17 protein-coding genes are annotated in these 22170 nt (G+C 66.6%); 16 read left to right on the forward strand and 1 reads right to left on the reverse strand.

The window, feature by feature from the left end:
• Positions 1–224: hypothetical protein (locus tag ABJF88_14235; GenBank protein MEP0548090.1), on the reverse strand; the 224-nt coding region annotated here is incomplete at its 3' end.
• 282 nt (positions 225–506) lie between these two features.
• Here ABJF88_14235 and ABJF88_14240 point away from each other — a divergent pair.
• The 16 genes from ABJF88_14240 to ABJF88_14315 all read left to right on the forward strand — a co-directional run.
• Positions 507–4307 (forward strand): helicase-related protein, encoded by a 3801-nt coding sequence (locus ABJF88_14240; GenBank protein ID MEP0548091.1) that lies wholly within the window; start codon positions 507–509, stop codon positions 4305–4307.
• A 53-nt stretch (positions 4308–4360) separates the two neighbouring features.
• On the forward strand, positions 4361–4639 hold the full coding sequence (locus tag ABJF88_14245) for a hypothetical protein (protein ID MEP0548092.1): 279 nt from the start codon (positions 4361–4363) through the stop codon (positions 4637–4639).
• The gene (locus ABJF88_14250) at positions 4636–5064 is read left to right on the forward strand and encodes a type II toxin-antitoxin system VapC family toxin (protein ID MEP0548093.1); all 429 of its coding nucleotides are present in this window, start codon (positions 4636–4638) and stop codon (positions 5062–5064) included. The genes ABJF88_14245 and ABJF88_14250 overlap by 4 nt, the downstream gene beginning before the upstream one ends.
• A gap of 69 nt (positions 5065–5133) precedes the next feature.
• Positions 5134–5262, forward strand: a complete 129-nt coding sequence (locus ABJF88_14255) for a hypothetical protein (protein ID MEP0548094.1) — start codon at positions 5134–5136, stop codon at positions 5260–5262.
• A 4-nt stretch (positions 5263–5266) separates the two neighbouring features.
• On the forward strand, positions 5267–8089 hold the full coding sequence (locus ABJF88_14260; protein ID MEP0548095.1) for a DUF1156 domain-containing protein: 2823 nt from the start codon (positions 5267–5269) through the stop codon (positions 8087–8089).
• A gap of 4 nt (positions 8090–8093) precedes the next feature.
• Positions 8094–8765: a hypothetical protein gene (locus ABJF88_14265; protein ID MEP0548096.1), complete on the forward strand. Its 672-nt coding sequence runs from the start codon at positions 8094–8096 to the stop codon at positions 8763–8765.
• Between the two features lie 31 nt (positions 8766–8796).
• On the forward strand, positions 8797–11526 hold the full coding sequence (locus tag ABJF88_14270; protein MEP0548097.1) for a DUF499 domain-containing protein: 2730 nt from the start codon (positions 8797–8799) through the stop codon (positions 11524–11526).
• 74 nt (positions 11527–11600) lie between these two features.
• Complete coding sequence (locus ABJF88_14275) at positions 11601–12488, forward strand: hypothetical protein (protein ID MEP0548098.1); 888 nt, start codon at positions 11601–11603, stop codon at positions 12486–12488.
• Positions 12488–13231 carry a hypothetical protein gene (locus ABJF88_14280; GenBank protein ID MEP0548099.1) on the forward strand — a complete coding sequence of 248 codons (744 nt, stop codon included), beginning with the start codon at positions 12488–12490 and terminating at the stop codon, positions 13229–13231. The genes ABJF88_14275 and ABJF88_14280 overlap by 1 nt, the downstream gene beginning before the upstream one ends.
• 14 nt (positions 13232–13245) lie before the next feature.
• The gene (locus ABJF88_14285; GenBank protein ID MEP0548100.1) at positions 13246–16659 is read left to right on the forward strand and encodes a UvrD-helicase domain-containing protein; all 3414 of its coding nucleotides are present in this window, start codon (positions 13246–13248) and stop codon (positions 16657–16659) included.
• A 134-nt stretch (positions 16660–16793) separates the two neighbouring features.
• Positions 16794–17282 (forward strand): hypothetical protein, encoded by a 489-nt coding sequence (locus tag ABJF88_14290; protein MEP0548101.1) that lies wholly within the window; start codon positions 16794–16796, stop codon positions 17280–17282.
• Positions 17283–17286: 4 nt separating this feature from the next.
• Positions 17287–17775 (forward strand): hypothetical protein, encoded by a 489-nt coding sequence (locus ABJF88_14295; GenBank protein MEP0548102.1) that lies wholly within the window; start codon positions 17287–17289, stop codon positions 17773–17775.
• Positions 17729–18259 carry a hypothetical protein gene (locus tag ABJF88_14300; protein ID MEP0548103.1) on the forward strand — a complete coding sequence of 177 codons (531 nt, stop codon included), beginning with the start codon at positions 17729–17731 and terminating at the stop codon, positions 18257–18259. Before ABJF88_14295 ends, ABJF88_14300 begins: the two co-directional genes overlap by 47 nt.
• Before the next feature lie 14 nt (positions 18260–18273).
• Entirely contained in the window at positions 18274–19635 is a 1362-nt protein-coding gene (locus ABJF88_14305) for a thiamine biosynthesis protein ThiF (GenBank protein ID MEP0548104.1), read from the forward strand.
• Positions 19636–19811: 176 nt separating this feature from the next.
• Positions 19812–21536 carry a patatin-like phospholipase family protein gene (locus tag ABJF88_14310; GenBank protein MEP0548105.1) on the forward strand — a complete coding sequence of 575 codons (1725 nt, stop codon included), beginning with the start codon at positions 19812–19814 and terminating at the stop codon, positions 21534–21536.
• 14 nt (positions 21537–21550) lie between these two features.
• Positions 21551–22170 (forward strand): MBL fold metallo-hydrolase (locus ABJF88_14315; GenBank protein MEP0548106.1); only part of this gene is annotated, 620 nt, incomplete at its 3' end.

The raw sequence follows: 22170 nt of genomic DNA on the forward strand, positions 1-22170 counted from the left end.
GCGTAGTTTGAGCTGAACACGGCCACGCCCTCCGCTTCGAGCCGCTCCCGCACCTTGAAGAACGGCGCGCCCATCGTCACCCCCATCGCCTTCACCTCCTCGCTCCGCGCCACCACGCACCCGTCGTTGTTCGAGAGCACGACCATGGGCACGCCCCCCAGATCGGGCCGGAAGAGCCGCTCGCACGCGACGTAGAAGTTCGAGCAGTCGACGAGGCAGAACAGCCTGCGCGGGGCGCTACGCAGGGCATCGCCGAGCGCGCCATCTGCACGTCGTTGGGGTAGGGGAGGGGGCACGGGGGGCACGCTAAGAGCAGGGGAGAGGGGATCGGTGCCGGGAGAAACGGCAGGAGGGGTGCCAACCCTCGTGTCAGAACCGACCTCTTCCGTGCCCGGAAATGGATGGGGGGCTACCTACGAGGTTAGGCTGTAGCTTTCCGGTCGTGCATCGCCGCCGCGAATAGCGAGGAAGACCCACGCCGTTAAGCCCGTACACCCTCCCGATCCATGAAGACCCCCCTCGCTGAGAACCAGCTCATCCGCGCCGACTTCCTCCCGGCCACGGCACGCGTGAAGAAGTTCGAGCCCCGCGCGGGCTACTACCTCCTCGAGGTTACCCTCGACGGGACCGGCGAGTACCGGCCGCTGCGGCTCACCGACGAGCAGCTCGCCCAGGTCGAGGTCGTGAGCGCCGGAGCGACCGTCGAGGCGGGCGACCCGGAGGCGTTCTTTCTCCAGATCGAGGCGAACCGCCTCCGGCTGGCCTATCAGTTCGACCCCATGCTGGCCGTGAGCGTGAGCCAGGTGGACCCCCTCCCGCACCAGGTCGAGGCCGTCTACCACCACGCCCTGGAGATGCCGCGCATGCGGTTCCTCATCGCCGACGACCCTGGGGCCGGAAAGACGGTGATGGCGGGCCTCATTCTCAAGGAGATGCAGTACCGGGGGCTCGTCAAGCGCGTCCTCATCGTCGCACCGGGCCACCTCAAGTACCAGTGGCAGCGCGAGATGAAGGAGAAGTTCGGGACGTCGTTCCGGCTCGTCGACCGCGGCGTCATCCGCGCCCACTGGGGCGAGAACGTCTGGGAGGAGTTCCCCCTCTCCATCGCCTCGCTCGACTTCCTCAAGCAGGACGACCTCAAGGCGATGCTGAAGGGGTCGCAGTGGGACCTCATCATCGTGGACGAGGCCCACAAGATGGCCGCCTACGCCTACGAGGGCAAGGAGCGGACGAAGATCGACAAGACCGCCCGCTACCAGCTAGGCGAGGTGCTCTCGCGGCAGTCCGACCACCTCCTCTTCCTCACCGCCACCCCGCACCGCGGCGACGAGGAGAACTTCCGACTCTTCCTCGACCTCCTCCGCCCGGGCTTCTTCGCGCGGAAGGACCTCCTGAAGGAGTCGGTCGAGCGGAAGGAGAACCCGCTCTTCATCCGCAGGCTGAAGGAGGACATGCGGACGTTCGACGGGGAGCTCATCTTCCCCCCGCGCCACGTCCGAACCGTCGCCTTTAAGCTGACGGACAACGAGATGGAGCTCTACAACGCCGTTACTTCCTACGTCCAGAACTACTACGACCAGGCCAAGGCGAACCGCAACATCGCCTTCGCCATGATGATCCTCCAGCGGCGGCTCTCCTCCAGCACCCACGCCATCCTCCGCTCGCTCCAGCGCCGCCGCGAGCGCCTGGAAGAGCTCCTCCGCCTCCCCGACAAGATCCGGGGCGACGCGGAGTACGAGGCCGCTCGGCGGATGAACCCGGAGGACCTGGAGGACCTCTCCGAGCAAGAGCGCTGGGAGATCGAGGAGCGACTGGAACACCTCACGATCGCCCAGAACATCGGCGACGTTCACGCTGAGATCGACCAGCTCGACGGGCTCATCGCACAGGCCGAGACCGTCAAGGCCGCCGGCGAGGAGAGCAAGTTGGCGAAGCTGAAGGACGACGTGCTCGGCCAGCTCGACGGGCGGAAGCTCCTCGTCTTCACCGAGCACAAGGACACGCTGACCTACCTGGAGGAGCAGTTCCGGGCCTGGGGCTACAGCGTCGGGACGATCCACGGCGGGATGGACCTCGACGCCCGGATCGAGGCCGAACGCGCCTTCCGCAACGACCACCAGGTCCTCGTCGCGACGGAGGCCGCCGGCGAGGGGATCAACCTCCAGTTCTGCTCCTGGATGGTGAACTACGACATCCCGTGGAACCCGAACCGGCTGGAGCAGCGGATGGGCCGCATCCACCGCTACGGCCAGGACCGCGAGGTCTTCATTTGGAACCTCGTGGCGCGGGGCACCCGCGAGGGCCAGATCCTGGAGCGGCTCTTCGAGAAGCTCGAGCTTATGAAGGACGCCCTCGGCACCGACCGCGTCTTCGACATCATCAACGAGATCATCCCCGGCACCGACCTCGGCCAGCTCCTCAAGGAGGCCGTCTTCAGCCAGCGACGGATGGAGGAGATCGAGCACGTGATCGAGCAGGTAGACGAGGCCCATACGGGCGAAGTGCTCGAACGGGTGTTCATGTCGTCGCTCGCTACGCGCCACATCGACTACACGGGCCTGCTCCGCGAGCAGCTCGAGGCCGCCGAGAACCGGCTCGTGCCGGAGTACGTCGGCGACTTCTTCCTCCGGGCAATCCAGCGCCTGGGCGGACGGTTTACCCCCGTCGAGGGCGGCTACCGCGTGGATGCCGTGCCGGCCGAGTGTCGCGACCTCAACCAGGACCCCGACTTCCGCACGCGCTATGGCAGCGTCCACCGGGAGTACCGACGGATCACGTTCGAGAAGGACGTGGCGCGGAAGGACACGACCTTCGAGTTCGTAGCCCCCGGCCACCCCCTCCTCGAAGCGGTCAACGAAATCGTGCTGCGCCGGTTTGGCGAGCCCGGGGCGGGGGTGGCGGCTTTCGCCGACCCGACGGTGGGGCGGGAGGGCGCGCTGTGGTTCGCCGAAGGCGTCGTCCGCGACGGGACCGGGCAGCCGGCTGGCCGCCGGGTCTTCGCGCTCTTTCAGCGCCCGGACGGAACGGTCGAGGCTACGAACCCGGCGGTGCTCTGGGATCTGGAACCCGCCCCGGACGCGGACCTCCCGGAGTCGGTCCGCGCTCTCGTCGGCGACCGCAGCGGGATCGAGGACTACCTCATCGGCGAGGTGCTCCTCCCGTACCGCGAGGAGATCGCGGCCCGGCGCGACCACGACGCGGAGATCAAGGAGCGCTACGGGCTCCGCTCGCTCGACGTCCTCGTCCAGGAGTCGAACGGGAAGATCATGGAGTACGAGGCGCGCCAGGATGCGGGCGACGACGTGGCCCTCCCGCTGGGGAACGAGCAGCGGGTGCTGGAGAAGCTCCGGCGCCGGAAGGAGGAGCTGGAGCGGGAGATCCGACTGGAGCGGAACGTGATCGTGGACGAGCCCCGCGTGCTCGGCGTGGCCGCCCTCGTGCCGATGCCCGTAGCCGCCGGGGGGAACGAGGAGGAGCCGGAAGGCGAGGGGGGAGCCAGCGACCTCCCCATGACGCGCGACGATGAGATCGAGCTCGTCGGGATGCGGGTAGCCACCGAATACGAGGAGGCCCAGGGCTGGACCGTCGAGGACGTCTCGGCTGCGAAGCACGGCGGCTTCGACCTCCGCTCGACGTGCATCAACGAGGACGGCGTGATCGAGGGCGTCCGCTACATCGAGGTGAAAGCGCGCGCGCGCACCGGGGCCATCCGGATCACGAGGAACGAGTGGATGAAGGCGCGGAAGTACGGCGAGCACTACTGGCTCTACGTCGTCACCGCCGCGGCGTCGGACGCGCCGACGCTCACGCGGATCGCGGACCCCGCCTCGCGCTTCGTCGAGGGCGAGGACATCTTCGCCACCGGCTTCGAGATCCCCGAGAAGAAGTGGCGAGCACAGGAGAACCCCGAGCCGTGGATCTGGATTCCGCAAACGGTCCAGGATGCCGAGCGAATGCTCTTGGCCGTCTACCTCCCGCCCGAGCGTCCCCTGAACGGCGCATCCGAGCATCAAATCCGACTCGAGGACCGGCTGGCAGATTTGATCCGGGACTTCCGAACGTTCCCTGAGGACCCCGTCCGCGAAGTTTCCGACCGCTTCCCTGGTATCGAGAGGTGGCTCCCCCATGGCCGGGAGATCGAGCCTGAGGAGATCGTGCAGGCTCTGATACATGGAACGGACCACATGATGAGCTTGACGAACAAGATCGACTGGGAGCGCGAGAGCCTGCAAGCGCAGCCGCTGACGCCGGACCTTCGGGAATCGCTTGCCGAGTACCACTTCGGGGAGTGGCTCGCGTCGCTGTAAGGCGAGGCGGATGAGTGTATCTTCCCCGAAACGGAACCAAAACGGTGGCACCCATGGCCTCGCTAACCCTTAAAGGCATTCCCGACGACGTGATGACGCGCCTCCGCGAACGGGCGGAGGCCGAGCGGCGCAGCCTCAACCAGCAGGCGATCCGCCTGCTGGAGACGGCGCTTGACGAGGCGCGGCCGAGCTTCACGGATGCCTACGAGTCGTTCCTCAAGAAACACGGCCCCTCGCCGCTCGATGACGCATCGTTCGACGAGGTGTTCGAGGGGCTGCGAGACCAGAGCCCCGGCCGGCCCTCGCCGTTCGAGGACGAGGCGGGGGCATGATCCGGTACCTCCTCGACAGCAACATCGTCTCCGAACCGGCGCGGCAGAGACCGGCCCCCCAGGTGCAGGCGCGCTACGTGTCGCACGCGCAGGAGATGGCGATGCCCAGCGTGGTATGGCACGAGCTGCTCTACGGGCTGGAGCGGATGCCGACCGGGCGGAGGCGGGACTTCCTGGCCCACTACCTCCTCGACGTGGTGCGTCCGGCGATGCCCGTCCTCCCGTTCGACACGGCCGCTGCCGAGTGGCTGGCGCGCCAGCGCGCACGCCTCGAAGCGCAAGGGCAGCCGCGCCCCGCACTCGACGGGATGGTCGCGGCCGTGGCTGCCACACGTGGCCTCATCCTCGTCACCCGCAACACCGGCGACTTCGCAGGCTACGACAGCCTCCACGTCGAGAACTGGTTCGAGGGCGGGGATGGCTGACGAGCGCATTCGGGTTTTCAGCAGCAGCGGCAGGCCCTCGCAGACCTCGGCCGGGGCAACGCACGCGGCGTGCCGGACGAGGTGTTCCACCGCATCCGCGAGAAGGCCGCCGCCGAATGGCCCGACGACTTCCAAATGAGCCTCCACACCGAGAAGCGGCAACTCGACGCGTACGACGATCTAATCCCTGAAAACTGATTCTGTGACGAAACGCTTTATTGAATACGACCTCCCGCTGGAAGAGATCTCGGAGGAGTCCGCTCGTGAAAAGAGCATCCGTCACGGTCACCCTTCCACCCTTCATCTGTGGTGGGCACGACGGCCTCTGGCCTCGTCGCGAGCGACCGCCTTCGCGGCGCTGATCGACGATCCGGGACCTCACGAACCGGAGCGCCGACGCGAGATTAATAAGCTCATCGAGCAGATCACCCCGTGGGATGCCGTAAAAGATGGGAACTCCGCAGTCATTCTCAAAGCGCGCGAGATGCTGCGTGAGCAGTATGGCCGTGCGCCCATGGTCATCGACCCCTTCTCAGGCGGAGGGTCCATCCCGCTAGAAGCGCTCAGGCTCGGGTGCGAGACCTACGCGAACGACTACAACCCCGTCGCGGTATTTGTAGAGAGAGCGACACTAGAGTGGCCGCAGGCGTACGGAATGCAGGTAACGCTGCCAAGGGGTGATGCCCAAGATGGGGATCTCACGTCGCTGGAGAAGGGAGGCGAGAAGGTGAACCTCCTCGCATACCTGGTCGAGAAGTGGTCGCAGCGGGTCCTCGACTTGGCTCGCAGCGAGATTGGCCAGTTCTACCCTGCGGAATCCGGCGCGGGTCTCGTCGGCAAGCGAGACATTGAGAATGCGGACGGGTGGATTCCGGTCGGTTTCCTCTGGTCGCGCACCGTCCCGTGTCAGAATCCGACGTGCGGGACTGACATCCCGCTAGCCGGCCAATTCTGGCTCTCGAAGAAGAAGGACAAGCGAATCGCATACCGCCCGGTGCCTGACCCGGAGGCCCACCGTGTGGACTTCGAGCTCCTCGAAGGCGGTGCCCTTGAAGCAGCGATTGGGAAGGGTTTTGACCCCTCGGGCGGTACCGTCTCAAATGGGAACGCTCGGTGCCCAGTGTGCCACCAGATCGTCAAGAACAAGCAAGTGCGCGCCCTGGCCCTCGACGGTCTCATGGGCGAGCGGATGATCGCTGCCATCCTCCACCACCCCAACGAGACTGGTAAGAAGTACCGGCTCGCCACAGACGTCGACCGCGACGTGTTCGACGCAGCAGTCCGGCACCTTGAGCTGTCACTCGAGTCATGGCCGTTCTTGGGTAGCCCGCTCCCCGATGAGCCGATCAGCCCCGACCGGCCGTCGGCCAATGCTCGGGGGCTCTCGGGCCTGACGCGATTCGGGCTCACCCGGTTCAGCGACCTCTTCAATAAGCGTCAGCAACTCGTACTCGTGACGCTTCTTTGGAAGCTGAAGATCCTGCGGCAAGCCGTGAAGGACGACTGCGCGGCGCTGTGCGCAGACATCCCCAACGCCCCGGACTTGGAGGGCGTGACGCTGGCGGTCCAGGGATATCTGGCGATCATCCTCAGCCGTATGGCGGACTACACCTCGAATCTGACTCAATGGGTCAGTGCTGGTGAGTTCGCAGCACACACGTTCGTCCGGCAGGCGCTCCCGATCTCATGGGACTACTTCGAGAACAACGCCTTTAGTGGCGCTGGAGGAGAGTGGACCTCGCACACGGGCTGGGTCCTCCGATACATCCGGAACAACGAATGGGGCGCGGCGGCCCCCGTCCACATGAATTATGGCACGGCCACGGCCCTGCCGATTCCCGACGGCTCGCTCGACGCGGTCCTGACCGACCCGCCCTACTACGACAACGTCCCCTACGCGGACATCTCGGACTACTTCTACGTCTGGCTCAAGCGCGCGCTTGAGGACGAGATGCCTGAGCTGTTCTCGACGCCCCTCGTTCCAAAGGTGGAAGAGGCCGTCATGCAGACTTCACGCCACGCTAGCGAGGACGATGCCCGCGCCTTCTTCGAGGACCAGATCTCGAAGGCGTTCGAGGAGATGCACCGCGTGCTCCGCCCCGGTGGAGTCGCCGTGATCGTCTATGCCCACACTACGACCGAGGGTTGGGAAACCATGCTCAACGGGCTCGTCCAGGCAGGCTTTGTGGTCACAGGGTCGTGGCCACTGCACACTGAACGAAAGGAACGCCTGCTCGCGGCCCGCTCTGCGGCGCTGGCCTCGTCCATCTACATGGTCTGCCGGAAGGCGGAGCGTGCGCCGCTCGGGTTCTGGGACGCCGTCCGCCCTCAAGTCAAGGCCCGTGTCGAGGAGAAGCTGGCGCAGTTCTGGGCGGCCGGCATCGCCGGCGGCGACTTCTTCATCTCGGCCATCGGCCCCGGCATGGAGGCGTACTCCCGCTACGAGCGCGTCGAGACCGTCGGCGGCGAGGTCATCTCGGTGCTCGACCTCCTCACGTACATCCGCTCCGTCGCCACCGACTTCCTCGTCCATCGCCTCCTCAAGGGGGCCGGCACTGAGCGGATCGATAAGGAGGCGCAGTTCTACCTCACCTACCGCTGGACCTTCCTCGACAACACCGTCGAGTACGACGACGCCCGGCGCATCGCCACGGCCGAGGGCGTCAACCTCGACCGCCTCTGGGAGGAGGGAGGCTTCGTCAAGAAACGTGGCTCGAAGATCAGCGTGCTCGGACCGCACGAGCGCACGGTCAAGAAGCCCGTGAACATGGTGGATGCGCTCCACCGGGCCTGCGCGCTCTGGGAGAAGGGACAGAAGGACGCCCTCAGCCAGCACCTCTATGAGACGGGCTACGCCCGGAGCGGGGCGTTCTGGCAGCTGGGGCAGGCCATTGCCGAGTGCCTTCCCTCCGGCAAGAAGGAGAAGCAGCTCCTCGAAGGCCTCCTCCTCGGCCGCACGCAGTACGAGAAAGCCGCCGACACACCGGCGAAGGGGACCCAACTCCAGATGGACTATACGGGCTAAACCGATGCCTCCTCCCTTCCAGCCCTACGAGGTACCTGTCGCACAGTCCATGCTCGCGCTCATTGGGCGAGTAAGCGATGAGCGAGCGCGGCCCTTCCAATCGTACATGTGCTATTGGATCGCCTTCAACAACGTGTACACCACGCTGACGGCGGCAGAGGAGCCGCCCGAAGTGCGCCACAGGAACGGGAAGGTCCAAACGATAACGGTTGCGGGGCACGTGATGCCCAGAGTCAAGCACGCCCCGGAGCGGGCACAGCTTGAGCGAGTGCTGACCTACTTTCCCGACGACCTAAAGGAAGCGCTCATCCATCACGAGAGCACACGCTTCTTCGTCGAGCGAACGCCGATTTGGCGTGGAGAGACCATCGAAGAAGACAGCCTCGGGCAGCGGCTCAACGGCGTGGTCAACGTGGGATATACGGTCAGCCGTGAGCATCCCGTATGGAGTCCCATCGCGACCGCCGCCTGGGAGCGCTACGTCCGACACGGAGGTACGGTAGAGGACGGAGACGAGCTTGCCCATCAGATCCTTTTTCTTCTTTACACGGTGCGCAACAACACCTTCCACGGGGGGAAGCGGGCTGACGATGCAAACGACCACCAGGTGCTCAATCACGCGCTCCCTCTACTGCAGATGATCGTCGAGCGTCTCATCCAGCCTGACCGCTCCTAGCAAAGCAGACAGACCTAAATAGGAATCGCCGATGCGCAACTGGTTCGACCTTATCGCCCCCCACGAAGATATCCGCAAGGGGCACTTCGACGAGTCCGTCTTCGCCGCCGACCTCGGCGACGTGGCCGCCGGCCGCGCCAAGCCGGACTACCAGGACCCCTACGCCTTCTACCGGAAGACGTACCTCACGCGCGCCCTCAGCGTACTCCTGGAGAAGGTCCACGCCAAGCTCTCGAAGGGCGAGGGTCCGGCCGTCGTCCAGCTCCAGACCCCCTTCGGCGGCGGCAAGACCCACGCCCTCGTCCTCGTGTGGCACTACCTCACGAACGGAGAGGAGATCGCCGAGCTCCTCCCCGAGGGCGTGGCTCCACTCGACGCGCACGTGGCCGCCGTCGTCGGCACCGGGTTCGACCCGCTCCAAGGCCGTGACACCGACGGCGTCCACCGGCAAACGCTCTGGGGCGAGCTCCTCTACCAACTCGGCGGCCCCGAGGCGTACCGCGCCGTCGAGGAGCACGACCGGCAGCGTGTGGCGCCCGGCAAGGACGTGCTGCACCCCGTTCTGGAACGGCTCCAGCCCTTCACGATCCTCCTCGACGAACTCTTGGAATACGTCGTAGGAGCGCGGAGCGTCGAGGCCGGGGACGAGACCCTCGGTGCGCAGACGCTGAAGTTTCTCAAGGCCCTCACCGACACCGTGGCCGTCCTCGACCGCGGACTCGTCGTCGCTACGCTCCCGTCGAGCGAGCTCGAAGACTTCGGCGACGCCGAGCAGCACAACCTCGCCCAGCTCGAAAAGGTGTTCGGCCGCGTCGAGAGCATCGAGACCCCCGTCGAGGGCGAGGAGGTCTACTCCATCATCCGCCGCCGCCTCTTCGACGAGGTGAAGGACGAGGCCGCTGTCCGCGCCGTCGTGGACGCCTACGTCTCGACCTACGCCGAGCACCGCGACGAGCTGCCCCAGAAGGTCCGCAGCGCCGACTACCGCCGGAAGATGGTGCTGGCCTACCCGTTCCACCCCGACGTGGTCGACATCCTCTACGAGAAGTGGGGGACATTCCCATCCTTCCAGCGCACGCGGGGCGTGCTCCGCCTCCTCGCGAACGTCGTGGAGGACCTCTACCAGCGCGAGACCAACCTCGACCTCATCCTCCCCGGCGACATCAGCCTGGAGCGCTCGACGATCCGGCAGGAGTTCGTCAAGCACATCGGGAGCCAGTACGAGAGCGTCATCGGGAGCGACGTCGCCGGCACCGAGGCGAAGAGCCAGGCGCTCGACGAGGATAACCGTGGCTGGAAGCACCTCGCTGAACGGAACGCGACCGCCGTCTTCCTTCACTCGTTCACGGCCGACAAGGCCCACGCGGGGGCCACGCTCCCGTACGTCAAGCTCGCCGTCGTCCGGCCCGAGACGATTCCCTCGCTCGTGACGGACGTGCTGGAGAAGCAGAAGAAGGAGCTGTGGTACCTCTCGACGCGGGGCGACGAGGTCTACTTCTCGAACGTGCCGAACCTCAACCGGATGAAGCTGGATCGGATGGTGCAGCAGTCACCCGCGGCAGTGCGCGAGGAGCTGGAGAAGCGCGTCAAGCGGGAGTTGGGGACGCAGTTGTCATGCATCGCTTGGCCCCGCTCGGGGGAATCGGTCTCGGACAACACGTTGCTCAAGCTTGTCGTCGTGGACCCCGAGGGGGAGACGGACCCGGAGCGGCTGAAGGGGTGGATCGAGCGCCGAGGCGAGGGCTTCCGCGTCTACAAGAACACCCTCTTCTTCGCACTCCCGGACACCCAGACCTACGCCCGCATCGCCGACGCCGTCCGGGAGCTCCTCGCCCTCCAGGAGATCGAGCCGGAGATCGCCCGCGACGAGCGGCCCGCCATGCAGGAGAAGCGGGCGGAGGTGAAACGGCGGATTCGTGAGTTGGAGGAGGGCTTCCCCCTCAAGGTCCGCGAGCTCTACCGCACGGCGGCCGTGCCCCGTGCGAACGGCGAACTGGAAACGGTAGACCTCGGCCAGCCCGCCGTCGGCCGCCAGAACCTCGACTCGTGGTACACCGCTGAGCTGGCGGACCCCTCGCGCGGCGACATCCTCCGCCAGCCCCCCAGCCCCCGCTACCTCCAGACGAAGTTCCTCGGCGTGGGCGAGCCCGTCTCCCTCGATAAGGTGCTGGAGCAGTTCTATAAGGACCCCGGCCTCCCCGCACTGCCCGACCCCTCGCTCCTCTCCGAAGCCGTGGCCGCCGGCGTCCAGAACGGCACCTTCGGTCTGGGGCACCAGGGTGCTGACGGGGTGGTGCCCGCGAGCGTGCGCTTCGAGGAAAGCGTAGCGTCGAGCGCCATCACGCTCACGGAAGACGACGTGCTCCTGCCCGCCGAGACCGCCGAAGCCCTGAAGAAAGAGGCGAAGGCAGCCCAACCGGAGCTTCCCCTCGGCGATGGCCCGGGAGGCACACTAGAGCCCGAGGTGGACACGGCAAACGCGACAGCGACCCCCAGCCCTTCGATCGCAGAGGTACCTCCGCAGAACCTGAAGTCCTACCAGCGTCTCGACCTCCGCTTCTCCGGTGTAAGGGTGAGCCAGATCGCCGACCTCAACCGCGGCGTGTTCCGCCCCCTCACCCAGGCCGCTGGCGACTTCGCCCTCACCATCGAACTCAAGGTCGAGGCGAAGGACGGGATCCAGCGAGCCGTCATCGAGCAACAGGTTCTCGAAACACTGCGTCAGCTCGGCGCGCACATCGAGCGTCTCGAAAAAAAATGAGGAGGGCGTTTCCGGTTCGTCGGGGGCCGGGCGAATGACCGGAGTGCCGGCATACACCCCATCCCGAAGAACCGATGACCCTAGCCTCTGCTACTGAGAAACCGCCCCCCTTACGACTCCCCCCACTCACCCGGAACGACTACCGCCGCAGCGCGGAAGTCGAAGGCCAGATTCGCGCCGCACTCACTCTGAGTCGGCCGCTTCTGCGCCAACGGGTGGCGATCCGGGACTCCGACGCCTCCGACTTTCTACAAGAGGAGGCCCTGGTATTCCTGATTCGTCACTACCACGCGGGTGACGAGAGTGATCACGTCGGTGATCTCTGCGAGGCGCTCGTTTCGAGAATTACCGGATCAGTCAAGAAGTGGCTGAAGTCCTACGGGCTCCACGAGGGGACGGACCGATTCAACGACGCGTTCCGCGACGTAATCACGGGGGTCTTGGCAGGTGTGCGGCCAGAAGGACGGGGGAAGCCTTCCGGCGGCCTGCTCGATCTGAGCAGCGACAAAGCGGACTTCTTTCAGGTTCGCTTCTGGCCTGCTCTCCACCGCCTTAGCTATACGGTGCTCCGTCACTCGAAAAGGATGAAGAAGCGCGACCACCGCTCTGTTGAGCTCAACGACGTAGCGGGGCATGGGATAGGCGATGGGGACGAGGGCACCCTCGTACCTCTTGATGAATGGGAAACCCTCTCGGCTGAGCCCTACCCCGAAACCTATCTGTTGCGACAGTTCGGTGAGGACCAACTCAGCGAAGCCTTGGCTGCCGTCAACGTGCTACCGAACGCGACACATCGTCCTCTTCGGGATGTGTTTGTGCTACGGCACTGTGAGGGCTGGCAGATCGAATCGGAGGACCCCGAGAAGGTGACGCTAAGCAACTACTACGGCAAGCCGGCGAAGACCATCTACAACTGGCTCAAGAAGGCAGAAAAACTTCTAGCCGAGAACCCAAACCTCTAATGACCACGCTCACAAACCCGACCCGGGCTCCCCGCCCCTCGCTCGACGAGGTAATCGAGCAATACGCGGCGGAAGGCCCCAGCTATGAGTCCCTCAACGAATGGGTGCGCCGCTACCCGGAGTACCGCGCGGAACTCGCCGACTTCACGGTCCGGTGGAGCGCGTTCGAGCGGACGGAGCACGAGGACGTGACCGAAGACGACCCCTACGTCTCGCTTGGGATCGGGATCGTTCAAGATATCCTGGCGGAGTCCGCGCCCTCCGATGAACCCGAAGCCAAGGACGAGGAAACCACCGCGCCTCCGGCTCCCGAACCTGTAGCGACCACCCCGGCCGGCGTGGACTCGGGCGTCCCGGCCTTGTCGCTGGAGGCGATCCTGGAGGAGTGCGGGACCGACCTGTTCGAACTCGAGGACCGGTCCGGGCTCGACTACTCGGTGCTTGTAAACCTCGCCTCAGGTGGATTCACGTTCGAGACGCCGGAACTGCGGAACCGGACGATGAGGAAGCTGGCCCGGCACGTCTGCGCTCCCGATGTACCGGATTCGCGCCTCATCGGGAGGCTCGACCAGAGTGTCTGCCGCCCCCCCTACGTGACCGTCGGAGCCGCTAAGTCGAAGGGCAAACCGGAGGCCCGGACGAAAGATTTCTTCGACGGCGTGCGCGACGCTAAGGGCATGACGCCTGAGGCTAAGGCTGAATGGCTCGCCCTGCGCGACGAAGAAGATCACCCAGCTACGTAAAAAGAAGACCGCTCATGCATCATTGGAACGACGTCCGCCGCGCCGCTCGAAAGCGGCATCGAGACCTGCTGCAGGAAACGAAGGGAGACCGCTCCGCTGACGCGCTCCTGGCTGCAGCCGAACGGACCACAGGCTTCCGCCGCCGTGGCGTGGAAGCCGACAACCCCCTCCTCGACGGCGGGGAGGCGAAGCTCGACCGCGAACGCAATGTCGTCTGGTACAACGCCGACGTGTCCCAGGAGACGCAGTGGTTCTACCAGGCCCACGAGTTCGCCCACGCGTGGCTGGAGACGGGGGGGTACGGGTGCCTCGCCCAGGAGATCGACGAGGGGGCTTCGGAGGACAAAGGCCAGGTCGGTGGGGTCTCGCGCATCGAGGGCTACAATCCCCGCGAGCGGGACGAGCGGGAAGCGAACGTGTTCGCCCGGGAGTTCCTCGTACCCACGGATGCGCTCAGAACGTGGACGGCGGACGGGCTAACCGCCAGCGCTGTCGCAGCGCGGGTGGGCGTCAGCCTCAGCATGGTCCTGCATCAGCTCAGCCGGGCCTTGCTCGTTGCGGAATCGCTTGACGACGATCGCGCACGCGAGGGAGCGGGGGAGGAGGGAAGCAGGGACGATCCCGGCGCGCTCGACGACAGCCAAGAGAAAGCGGCCGAAGCTGAGGGGCCTGTTCTCGTGGTCGCCGGCCCTGGCACCGGCAAGACGCGTACGCTCACGGGCCGCACCGTCCGCCTCGTCCAGAAGGGCGTCGATCCCGAACGCATTCTCGCATTGACTTTCTCGAACCGGGCGGCCGAGGAGATGCGGAGCCGGGTGGGCCGGGTTCTCCCCAGCGAGGCACACAGGATCTGGATGGGGACCTTCCATGCGTTCGGCCTGGAACTCCTGCTCAAACACAACGAGCGCGCCGGCCTGCCGATCGCGCCCCGCGTGCTCGACCCCGTCGACGCCTCAATGCTGATGGAGGGCGTTATCGTCGACCTGGACCTCTACCATTACCGGAACCTCCCCGATCCCGGACTGCATCTTCCCAAGATCCTGGGAGCTATCTCTCGTGCTAAGGACGAGGTGGTCGGTCCCGCGGGGTATGCCCAGCTCGCAGACCGGATGCGGGCCGCGGCCACGACGGACGATGAGATCGAGCGCGCCGAAAAGGCGCAGGAGGTCGCCCACGTCTACGCGGTCTACCAAGATCTCCTCGCTCGTGAGGGCGCGCTCGACTTCGGAGACCTCATCGATCGGACGGTCCTGATACTTGAGGACGAGGCGCACGCGGACCTCTGCCGCGCTCTCCAGGACGCTTACCCACACGTGCTGGTGGACGAGTACCAGGACGTAAACCGGGCGAGTGCGCGGCTCCTCAAAGCTATCGCCGGCGACGGGGCCGGGCTGTGGGTCGTGGGCGATCCGCGCCAGGCGATCTACCGCTGGCGGGGCGCCTCGACCGAGAACGTGAAGGGCTTCGGCAAGGACTATCCGGGGGCGACCATCATGCCGCTCCAGGTGAACTACCGCTCCCGGCCTCGCATCGTAGCCACCGTGGCCGAGCTCGCCCCGCAGATGAATGCGGCACCCGCTGAAGCCTTCGAACCCTGGGCCTCCGACCGTGACGAGGAGCCAGGAGAGATCCGGATGGAGGTGGCGAGCACGATGGAGGCCGAAGGGCTCGGCCTCGCGCGGCTCATCGACGTGCGGCACGAGGCGGGAGTCGCCTATCGCGATCAGGCCGTGCTCTGTCGGAGCCACACGCTGCTCGAACGATACGCCCGGCTCCTCGAGCGGGAGGGGGTGCCCGTGCTCTACCTTGGCGATGTCTTCGAACGACCCGAGGTGCGGGACATGCTCGCCCTTGTCAGCCTCACCTGCGATGGGGGGTGGAACGGGCTCGTTCGCGTCGCCACGTTCCCCGAGTACCGCATCCCGCTCGATGACGTGGAACGTGTGGTTGCGTGGGCCAGGGAGGAGCGGCGCTACCCGCTCTCTTCGCTGGCGGAGGCGGTCCGGATCGAGGGACTCAGCCCGGAGGGAGCGCTAGGTCTCACGCGGCTCCGGGACCATCTCTATGGGGTGCATCCCAACGTTCCGACGTGGGACCTCCTGGCGAAACACCTCTTCGAGCGGAGCCGGTACCTGGAATGCCTCGAAGCCAATAACGAGGTCGAGCATCAGCAGAAACGGCTGGCCCTGTTCCAGCTCCTCGCACTCGCTCACGGCCACCGTGAGCGCGAAGGGGCCGCCCCCAATCATCCCCGGCGGTCATTCCTGCACTACGTCCGTCGGCTCGCCAAGCAAAGCGAGGACCGCCAGATTCGGCAGGTGCCCGAATGGGCCGATGACATCGACGCGGTACGGCTCCTCACGGTCCACGCCAGCAAGGGGCTGGAGTTCGAGGCCGTGTACGTCCCGGCGCTAGCTAAAACCTACTTCCCCTCCACCGATCGGCCTGGCCCGTGCCCACCGCCAGTCGGGCTGATCGATGCCGCGCTGGAGGACGTGCATGACGAAGAGGAGGAGTGCCTCTTCTTCGTGGCGATCTCTCGGGCCCGCGATACCCTCTTGCTCTCGCGAGCCGACCGTTACCTCAAGACGAACAGGAATCCGTCCGTCCTGCTTCCCCTCGTCGCCGCTCGGCTTCCGTATCCCTACGATGGGGGGGCAACGTGGACCGACGAACCAGATGCGGCCGATCCCGAACCTTCAGCAATGGAGGAACGAGGCCTCCAAGAAGGCCCGTTCTCGAACACGGATCTCGGGACGTACATGACCTGCCCCCGTCGGTATTACTACGAGCGCGTGCTTGGTCTGAGCAGTTGGGCTGAGCCGTCGCCTTTCCTGGCGTTTCACCGTGCGGTTCGGCGGACCATTCGCGGGATCATCGAAGACCGATCGACCGGAGCTTCCATTGTATATGATGACGTGCGTGCTCAGCTAGATGACGCCTGGGGGGAAGACGTGCTCGCTCAGAGTCCCTATGGCAGCCTGTTCCGCGTTGAGGCTGATCGCATGGTCAACGCCGTGCTCACGCAACCCTCCGAAGACTTCGTCGGAATCGTGCTCCGACCGGAATGGACGCTGTCCCTCGATCTCGGAGACGTGACCGTCCGCCCCGACGCGGTGCGGGTGACGGACGATGGGGCGGTAATAGAGCGATGGAAGACGGGCCGCGCCAGTAAAGTAGAGGCCGACAAAGACGAGTATGCGCTCTACCATACGGCCGCCTCGGAGCTGTTCGATGCCTATGAGGTGCGCGCCGTGACGCTCGCCGACGGGGAGCAGGTCCCGCTCCCGATGACCGACGCCAAGCGGAAGAATCGGCTGAAGAAGTACGGCGAAGCGATCGGCGCAGTGGCCGCCGGCCAGTTCCCCGCCAACCCCAGCGATCGGGAGTGCCCCGTCTGCCCGTTCTATTTCATCTGTCCGGCCTGAGGCTTCTCCGCCTCCCGTGTGAGCGGCACTTTTTGTCGCACGCCCCTTTCCGGTCGTGGCCCCCGGGAGCGAATGGGTAAGTGATAGGGCGCTCCCGTCCTATCGAACACAGACAGCCTCAGAGGGGCACGAACATGAACAAGATCGAAGTCTTTATCCAAAGCGAGGGGCGGCGCGCCGTGGAGGTGGTGGAGGTGCCAGCGAGCGGCACGGTTCGCGACCTGCTCACCGCTGCCCGTGAGAAGGGGATCGAGGTTGAGGAGGCGGACCTGCTCGTCGAGGATGCGGAGGACGCGCTCGACGCTGACCTCTCGCTAAGCGAAGCGGGCATCGGGGCGCGTACCAACGTCCACGTAGGTCGCCGCCGCCGTATCGCGGTCACCGTCCAGTTCGAGGGCGACGCGCTTCGGCACCCGTTCGCGCCGGCCCAGCGCGCGAAACACGTGCTAAAGCGCGCCACGAAGCACTTCGAGATCAGCCCCGCGGACGCGAAGGAGTACGCCCTCCAGTTGTGCGGGACGGACGACCGCCCGGAGCTCGACACGCACCTCGGCGCGCTCGTCTGCGGCCCCGAGGCGGCGCTCTGCTTCGACCTCATCCTGAAGCGGCGCGTCCAGGGCTGAAGCGATGAACAGCCCGATGACGCCCGACGAGCGGGCCTTCCTCGATCACCTCGGCAGCGGGGCATTCCGAAGCGGGGAGGCTCGCGGACGGTGGCGAATGATCTCGGTCGAATGGCCGAAGGCAGTCGTCACCGTCCGCGCGGCCCCTCGAGACGGAGCCCCCGACGAGTACGCCTTCCAGTTCGACCTCGCCGGGTACCCGAACCAAGCGCCCACCTGCGCGCCCTGGGATGTCGACACGGCCGCCTCGTTGTCCCCACCCGACTGGCCTGCGGGCACGCCAGACTCCCGCGTCGCTCATGCCTTTAATCCGGGGTGGCGTAAGGATGCGATGTACCTCCCGTGTGACCGGCAGGCGCTACAAGGGCACGACCAGTGGCGGACGCAGCACCCGTCGCTGCTGTGGTCGCCTCGCAAGGACATCACGTTCTTCCTCGGTATCCTCCATGACCTCTTGGATTCGGCGAGCTATACGGGCCGTCGCGGCACCTGACCACCGGCTTCGCTGCCGGCCCGACGTGTGGCAGGCGGGGTGGGAAGAGCTCCGCCGCCGGGGGGGCGGCCACCGCGAGAGCGGCGCGTTCCTCCTCGGTTGGAAGGACGGCGACCGGCGCGTGATCGAGCAGTTCGTCTACTACGACGATCTCGACCCCCACGCCCTCGACACCGGCATCATCACCTTCGACGGAGGGGCGTACCCCGCGCTGTGGGAGCGCTGTCGTCAGACGGGCTGGAAGGTGGTGGCCGACGTGCATACGCACCCTGGACCGGCACGCCAGAGCGGCCTCGACCGCGATCATCCCATGATCGCGCGGAGCGGCCATGTCGGCCTCATCATCCCTGACTTTGCTCAGGGTCCTCCCATCCGCCAGGAGATGGCGAACGTGGGCATCTACGAATACCTCGGCGCCGGCGAGTGGTCGAACCACAGCGGCCGAGACGCGCTCCGGTACTTCTATGTCAGCCGTTGGGCTTAAACGAGCGAACAGCGATGAACTCCAGTCACCTAGGCGATCGCCTCCACAGGACCGTCAAGCTAGCCCTCGACTCCGGCGAGGCGAGCACGATCGAAGAGGCCGAGCGGATGTTCAAGGGCTATCGGCTCGCATTGGCACTCGGCCCGGAGGTCGAGCACTCGCCGACGCTTCAGGCCGCCGTCCTCACGGCCGTGAACACGGGGGCCCGAGCTTTCCTCGGCGGCGTCTTCGTCGCTGGATGCACCGACATTCGTCTCCTCATCCCGTGGCAGGGGTGCAGCACGCTTGCCGATGCGATCCGCGACCTCGGCGCTTCGTTAATGGTTGAGATACCCCCTGGGATGCCAGTGCTCTGCTTCGGAACGCCGGGGGATGTACCCGAAGGTCAGGTGAGGATCCGCGTCACATTCGAGGGATGGTGCGGGGGCGTGGTGCCACTGGACGACGAGCGGAGCCTGCCCGAGCAGAAGGAGAACGTTGTAACCGGTGTGCTCTGCGGTGCCCTCGGCGTATCGGAAGCGTTTCAGAACGTGCGCGGCTTTCCGGTTGCTGGGCGGCGCGCGGCCGGCCTGTCGCTGTGGGAGCCCGGGCACGACTGGCTAGAGCCCGCCGGCGGCCCTCCGCTGGACTGGCTCCCCAACCACCTTTGGCTGATCGGGCTCGGCCACCTCGGACAGGCCTTCCTGTGGGTGCTGGGTTTCCTGCCCTACGCAGACCCAAGCACCGTCGAACTAGTCCTCCAAGACGACGACGTTCTGGTGGACGCTAACCTCAGCACGTCACCGCTCACGACAAGGGCGATGCTCGGACAGAAAAAAGCGAGAGCGATGGCGGCCTGGTGTGAGGAGCGTGGCTTCCGCACGACGGTCACGGAGCGGCGATTCACGAGTTCGCTTCGGCGAGGTGAGCGCGAGCCCGGCTTGGCGCTTTGCGGGGTAGATAACGCGGCAGCGCGCGCAGCCCTGGAAGAGGCCGGCTTTGAACGGATCATCGAAGCTGGCCTCGGCGCCGGGACGAGCGAGTATCTGGCGTTCCAGGTTCACACCTTCCCCGGCCCGCAGGTGGCCCGCGAGCGCTGGGGCAAGGGGGATGTCGCCCCGCTCCGGGAAGCACACGAACTCCCCGAAGGGTACCGCGCCCTCCACGAAGACCTCGACGCCTGCGGGCTCGTTACGCTGGCCGGGCGAGCCGTCGGCGCATCCTTCGTTGGAGCTGCCGTGGCGAGCATCGTCATCGCGGAGGCCATCCGCATGGTGCGCGGCAACACGTATCACGGCGTGGTAGACGGCACACTCCGGGCCCTGAGCGATGTAGAGGCGTTGGAGATGGAGCGCACCGTTCCGGTAGTGAACCTCGGCTTTGCGCTAGGAGAGTGATGCGTACGGAGCCCATCAGCACGTAGGCTACCCCCAGGGTATAAATGACGATAGGTTAGCTAGTCGGCACCCTGGTCGCATACGTTCCATCGAGACGTTGCACGTGCCTCTCCGCCTCGTCCGTTCTGAAGCCGGAGAATCGCAGCGCCGCCACTCACTCACGACCTGGTGGACCCATGGAAACGCAGCCCACGCAGCCTCTCCCGAACCTGCTGGCAACCGACCCATTAGAGGCCGCCCCGTTAGCCGCCGACCCGTTCGCCGGCAACTTCGCCCTCTGCCTCTCGGGGGGCGGGTACCGCGCGGCCGCGTTCCACCTCGGCGTGCTCGACGTGCTCACCCGCCTCGGCCTCGCCGACCGCATCCGCACGCTCTCGACCATCTCGGGCGGGACGATCGTCGGGGCGGCCTACGCGCTGAGCCGGACGCGGGACGAGCCCTTCGGCGCGTTCTACTACGGGTTCTACGAGGCGCTCCGGACCCGGAACGTCGTCGCGGAGGCCTTCGACCGGCTCCACGAGGTTCCGGCGGCGCCCGGGCAGGGCGAGCACCGCGGCCACCCCGCCCCGAGCCTCATCCGCGCCGCCGCCACCGTCTATGCCGACGACAACTTCGTCGGCGACGCCACGCTCGGGGACCTGGCGGGCAGTCCGAAGACGCCCGACGAGCTCATCTTCAGCGCGACGGAGTTCCGGGGCGGCCGGGCCTTCCGCTTCCAGACCAGCCGCCGAGCGCCGGGCCACGTGGGCAGCAGCGGCGACCTCCGGATCCCCGACCCGCTGTGGCGGCAGATCCGCCTCGCGGACGTCGTCGCGGCGTCGTCCTGCTTCCCCATCGCGTTCGAGCCGATCCTCTTCCCGGACGACTTCGCGTGGACGGAGCCGCTGCCGGCCGTGCGCGGCGCCCTCGGCGACGGCTACCGGTCCCTACTCCCGCTCATGGACGGCGGGGTCTACGACAACCAGGGCGTCGACGGCGTAACTACCGCCTACAGGCGGAGCGGCATAGAGCTCGGCTGGCTCCTAGTCTCCGACAGCAGCCCCGAGCGCGGGTCCGAGGCGTTCTACACCCCCCAGACGGAGGCCGAGGAGTCGGGCGGTCTCCCGCTCAAAGCGGTCCCCCGTCTCGCTGCGGCCCTGCTCGTGGTCGCGGCACTCTCGCTCGGGAGCCTCGGGGTGGACCTCGTGCGCGAGGTGCAAGCACGCGGGATAGCGTGGGGCCACGACCTCCTGGTCTACGGCGTCCCCATCGCGCTCGCGCTCGTGGCGGCGCTCCTCGTGGTCCTCGCAGGGCTCAAGGCACGCGACCTCATGCGCTACGCGCGCGACGAGACCGGCGTGGACCCGTGGCCCACGCTCCGCGAAGTGAGCATCCGGGACCTCGTCCACCTCGTGCGCAGCCGCCTGGGCTCGTTCACGGCGCTCACGGCGAACGTCTTCATGAAGCGCATCCGCGGCCTCATCCAGGCCGTGCTGTCCCAGGGCGAAGGGTACAAGGACAGGGTGGCGTTCAACCTCATCTACGACCTCGGCCGCAACCGCCCCACCCTCTACGGCGATCACCCGGAGCTCGAACCGACCGCCGCGCTCGTCGCGCTGGCACGGCGCTCGAACGCGCTCGGGACGACGCTCTGGTTCGACCGCGAAGACGACCTCCGCGACCTCGTCGCGTGCGGGCAGGCCACCGCCTGCTTTACGATCCTGGAGTTCCTCGCGGAGACCTACGGCTACGGGCCCTCACCCAGCGACAGGGCCTCCAGCGATGCGGACGAGGAGCACGCCGAGGCGAAGCGCGTCCTCGCCGAGGCCGGACCCCTCTGGGCACGCCTCAAGGAGGATCCCGTGGCACTGCTACGCGAGCGGGGGGAGGGGCGTGGACCCGCGAAACCCATCGACCGATAGACCCCCAACACCCCATGTACAGCCCCCGCCTTACCGCGCTCGTCCTCGCGGCGCTCGTGCTCGTCGCTCCCGCCTCCCGAGCGCAGTCCGACCTCCCCGACGGCACCGCGCTCATCCGCGTGCTGGACGTAGGGCAGGCCCTCTCGGTTGTCGCCGCGCTCCCGGGTGACTACTACGTCGTCTTCGACGCGGGCGACGACCTCCCGGGCAACCCGGTCCTCACAGGCGTCCGCGAGATCGTGCCCGACGGCGAGGAGATCGACCTCCTCGTCATCAGCCACCCCGACTTCGACCACCTCAACGACGCCCTCTCCCTCCTCGACGCCTACCGGGGCCGCGTACGACGCGTCGTGCGGACAGGGTTCTCGGAGGGGGCGAGCAAGACGTGGCAGGCCCTCGACTCGACGATCACCGCGCGCGCCCTGGCGGGGGAGTTCAAGGAGGTCAACCTCCAGCACACCGAGCTTCCCCCGGGGGCCACCTACCGCTACGGCGAGTCGTTCGTCACCTTCCTCGTCGGCGCCCCCGAGCCGCCGCCTGACTGGGGGCTCACGAGCACGAGCGAGCAGAAGAACGCGGTGAGCCTCGCCGCTCGGATCTCGTACCGGGGCGGCTCCGTCCTCATCGCCGGCGA

It is taken from the genome of Rhodothermales bacterium (assembly GCA_039944855.1).
GTDB lineage: Bacteria > Bacteroidota > Rhodothermia > Rhodothermales > JANQRZ01 > JBBSMX01.

What these genes read in the sequence shown, in the direction of transcription:
- ABJF88_14240 (MEP0548091.1), top strand. Translation starts at nt 507, where the DNA reads ATGAAGACCCCCCTCGCTGAGAACCAGCTCATCCGCGCCGACTTCCTC.
- ABJF88_14245 (MEP0548092.1), top strand. Translation starts at nt 4,361, where the DNA reads ATGGCCTCGCTAACCCTTAAAGGCATTCCCGACGACGTGATGACGCGC.
- ABJF88_14250 (MEP0548093.1), top strand. Translation starts at nt 4,636, where the DNA reads ATGATCCGGTACCTCCTCGACAGCAACATCGTCTCCGAACCGGCGCGG.
- ABJF88_14265 (MEP0548096.1), top strand. Translation starts at nt 8,094, where the DNA reads ATGCCTCCTCCCTTCCAGCCCTACGAGGTACCTGTCGCACAGTCCATG.
- ABJF88_14270 (MEP0548097.1), top strand. Translation starts at nt 8,797, where the DNA reads ATGCGCAACTGGTTCGACCTTATCGCCCCCCACGAAGATATCCGCAAG.
- ABJF88_14275 (MEP0548098.1), top strand. Translation starts at nt 11,601, where the DNA reads ATGACCCTAGCCTCTGCTACTGAGAAACCGCCCCCCTTACGACTCCCC.
- ABJF88_14280 (MEP0548099.1), top strand. Translation starts at nt 12,488, where the DNA reads ATGACCACGCTCACAAACCCGACCCGGGCTCCCCGCCCCTCGCTCGAC.
- ABJF88_14285 (MEP0548100.1), top strand. Translation starts at nt 13,246, where the DNA reads ATGCATCATTGGAACGACGTCCGCCGCGCCGCTCGAAAGCGGCATCGA.
- ABJF88_14290 (MEP0548101.1), top strand. Translation starts at nt 16,794, where the DNA reads ATGAACAAGATCGAAGTCTTTATCCAAAGCGAGGGGCGGCGCGCCGTG.
- ABJF88_14295 (MEP0548102.1), top strand. Translation starts at nt 17,287, where the DNA reads ATGAACAGCCCGATGACGCCCGACGAGCGGGCCTTCCTCGATCACCTC.
- ABJF88_14300 (MEP0548103.1), top strand. Translation starts at nt 17,729, where the DNA reads ATGACCTCTTGGATTCGGCGAGCTATACGGGCCGTCGCGGCACCTGAC.
- ABJF88_14305 (MEP0548104.1), top strand. Translation starts at nt 18,274, where the DNA reads ATGAACTCCAGTCACCTAGGCGATCGCCTCCACAGGACCGTCAAGCTA.
- ABJF88_14310 (MEP0548105.1), top strand. Translation starts at nt 19,812, where the DNA reads ATGGAAACGCAGCCCACGCAGCCTCTCCCGAACCTGCTGGCAACCGAC.